This is a genomic window from Streptomyces corynorhini, assembly GCF_003346515.1.
GTDB lineage: Bacteria > Actinomycetota > Actinomycetes > Streptomycetales > Streptomycetaceae > Streptomyces > Streptomyces corynorhini.
In genome coordinates, this window is the sequence record NZ_QQNA01000361.1 from 1 (window position 1) to 2,731 (window position 2,731).

The window sequence follows — 2,731 nt, forward strand, 5'->3', positions numbered from 1 at the left end:
GCGGGAGTACGACGCGGTGCTGCCCCGGATGCCGGGTCAGCACCGCGTCGTACTCCCGCAGCAGTGCCTCGCTGGTCTCGGCCGACCGCCGCCGCAGCGCGCTCTGCGCGCGGGCGGCGCGCGCCACCGTGTCCGGGGACAGCGTCCCGTCCGCGGCGCCGTCGGAGGAGCAGGCGGTCAGCAGCCCGGCCCCCGTCGCGCCCATGGCCATGAGCGCGTGCCTGCGTGTCGTCCCCGTGCGCCCCACGCGTCTCTCCTCGGGCTCGCGATGATCACCGCAGGCGAGCGTACCCGCGGGTCACCCGTACGTGGACGGCAACACCCCCTGGGACCGGATACCCTTTGATCCGACCCACACCGATCTGACACGCGACGATCCCACAACAGCACACGCGGCCGAGGAGTCACCCGGATGAGCACCACCCAGAGCGAGAGGCTGCGCGGACTGCTGGAGCCGCTGGTCAGCGCGAAGGACCTGGATCTGGAAGAGATCGAGGTGTCCCGGGCGGGCCGGCGTCGTGTACTGAGGATCGTGGTGGACTCCGACGAGGGCGTGGACCTCGACGAGTGCGCCGAACTGAGCCGCTCCCTCTCCGAGAAGCTGGACGAGACGGACGCGATGGGCGACGACGAGTACCAGCTCGAAGTGACCTCCCCCGGCGCCGAACGCCAGCTGACCGAACACCGCCACTACGTACGCGCCGTCTCCCGGCTGGTCCGTATCCAGCCGGTCGAGGGCGACGAACTGGTGGCCCGCGTCCTGGCCGTCGACGAGACCGGACTCGACCTCCAGGTGCCGGGCGTGAAGGGGCGCAAGCCCACCGCCCGCCGGATCGAGTTCGCGCAGATCGCCAAGGCGCGCGTGGAGATCGAGTTCAACCGCAAGGACAAGAAGGAAGAGGAGGCGTAGCCGTGGACATCGATGTGAAGCTCCTGAAGGGCTTGGCACAAGAGAAGGAGATCCCCTTCGATCTGCTGGTCGAGGCGATCGAATCCGCCCTCCTCATCGCCTACCACCGCACGGAGGGCAGCCACCGGCGCGCCCGTGCCGTCATCGGCCGGGACAACGGCCATGTCACGGTCTGGGCCAAGGAGGACCCGGCGGATCTGGAGGAGGGGCAGGAGCCCAAGGAGTTCGACGACACCCCGTCGGACTTCGGCCGGATCGCCGCCACCACCGCCCGCCAGGTCATCCAGCAGCGGCTGCGCGACGCCGAGAACGACGTGACCTTCGGCGAGTACGCCCGGCGCGAGGGCGACATCGTCGCCGGTCTGGTCCAGCAGGGCAAGGACCCGAAGAACGTCCTGGTCAAGCTGGACGACAAGCTGGAGGCCATCCTGCCGGTGCAGGAGCAGGTGCCGGGCGAGGAGTACGTGCACGGCCTGCGGCTGCGCACGTACGTCGTCCGGGTGGCCAGGGGCGTGCGCGGTCCGTCCGTGACGCTCTCCCGCACCCACCCCAGTCTGGTCAAGAAGCTCTTCGAGCTGGAGGTCCCGGAGATCGCGGACGGTTCCGTGGAGATCACGGCGATCGCCCGCGAGGCCGGTCACCGCACCAAGATCGCCGTCCGTTCGACACGGTCCGGTCTCAATGCCAAGGGCGCCTGCATCGGCCCGATGGGCGCGCGTGTGCGCAATGTCATGGCGGAGCTGCACGGCGAGAAGATCGACATCGTCGACTGGTCGGACGACCCGGCCGAGATGGTGGCGCACGCGCTGTCCCCCGCGCGGGTCAGCAAGGTCGAGGTGGTGGACCTGGGGGCCCGCTCCGCGCGGGTCACCGTGCCGGACTACCAGCTGTCGCTGGCCATCGGCAAGGAGGGGCAGAACGCCCGCCTCGCCGCCCGGCTCACCGGCTGGCGCATCGACATCCGCCCCGACACCGAACAGCCGGACGACGGCGGTGACGACAGCCGTGCCGGAGGCCGCGACGACAGTACCCGTGGGTAACGATCCGGTCGTGATCTTCGTACCCACAGGTGTCACGCAAGCGTCCGAACGTTGCCCCAAAGGGGTGAGGTCGGCGCGGGGAGGTAGACTTGAAGGTGTCTGGCCGGACGAGCGACCGAGCCTGCCCTGAGCGAACCTGCCTGGGCTGCCGGAAGCGAGCGGCCAAGAGCGATCTGCTGCGCATCGTGCTGATCGGTGAACAATGCGTTCCCGATCTACGCGGTACGCTGCCCGGCCGGGGTGCGTACACACACCCCGCCTTGAACTGTCTCGATCTGGCGGTCCGCCGCCGGGCGTTCCCACGGGCCTTCCGGGTCCAGGGACCGCTCGACAGCGCGGAACTGCGCCGGGCCCTCGGGACGAGCACAACCATCGGGACAGACGCGGCGCGCACAGCGTCGTAAGAAGAAGTACGGCACGGAGCCCCGTGCGGTTCAGGTACCTCGCGAGTTGGAAGTAGGTCGAGATTGCGATGAGCACTCGATGAGTACGCGATGAGTACGCCCATGAAGTAGCGACGGTCCGGCGGTAACCCGGACCTAAAAGGAGCGAAGTGGCTAAGGTCCGGGTATACGAACTCGCCAAGGAGTTCGGCGTCGAGAGCAAGGTCGTCATGGCCAAGCTCCAAGAACTCGGTGAATTCGTCCGTTCGGCTTCCTCGACGATCGAGGCGCCGGTTGTACGCAAATTGACTGATGCTCTCCAGGGGCCCGGCGGCAACGCCGGCAAGCCCGCTGCGAAGCCCGGGGCGCCCCGCAAGGCGACCCCCGCCCGCCCCGCC

The 2,731-nt window shown here is 69.0% G+C and carries 4 protein-coding genes and 1 pseudogene; 4 read left to right on the forward strand and 1 reads right to left on the reverse strand.

All coding sequences use genetic code 11. The annotated features are described in order from the left end of the window. Nucleotides 1-247, reverse strand: a pseudogene (locus DVH02_RS32255) (hypothetical protein); the annotation flags it as partial. 165 nt (nt 248-412) lie between these two features. Between DVH02_RS32255 and rimP the strand changes: the two are divergent. From rimP to DVH02_RS32275, 4 genes are all read left to right on the forward strand, one after another. After that, complete coding sequence (gene rimP / locus DVH02_RS32260; RefSeq protein WP_114627400.1) at nt 413-910, forward strand: ribosome maturation factor RimP; 498 nt, start codon at nt 413-415, stop codon at nt 908-910. 2 nt (nt 911-912) lie between these two features. Beyond that, nucleotides 913-1,950, forward strand: a complete 1,038-nt coding sequence (gene nusA, locus DVH02_RS32265; RefSeq protein WP_114627401.1) for a transcription termination factor NusA — start codon at nt 913-915, stop codon at nt 1,948-1,950. A gap of 95 nt (nt 1,951-2,045) precedes the next feature. Further along, a complete protein-coding gene (locus DVH02_RS32270) occupies nt 2,046-2,354 on the forward strand; it encodes a YlxR family protein (RefSeq protein WP_114627402.1) in 309 nt (102 codons plus the stop codon). A 149-nt stretch (nt 2,355-2,503) separates the two neighbouring features. Continuing rightward, nucleotides 2,504-2,731: translation initiation factor IF-2 N-terminal domain-containing protein (locus DVH02_RS32275; RefSeq protein ID WP_147286180.1), on the forward strand; the 228-nt coding region annotated here is incomplete at its 3' end.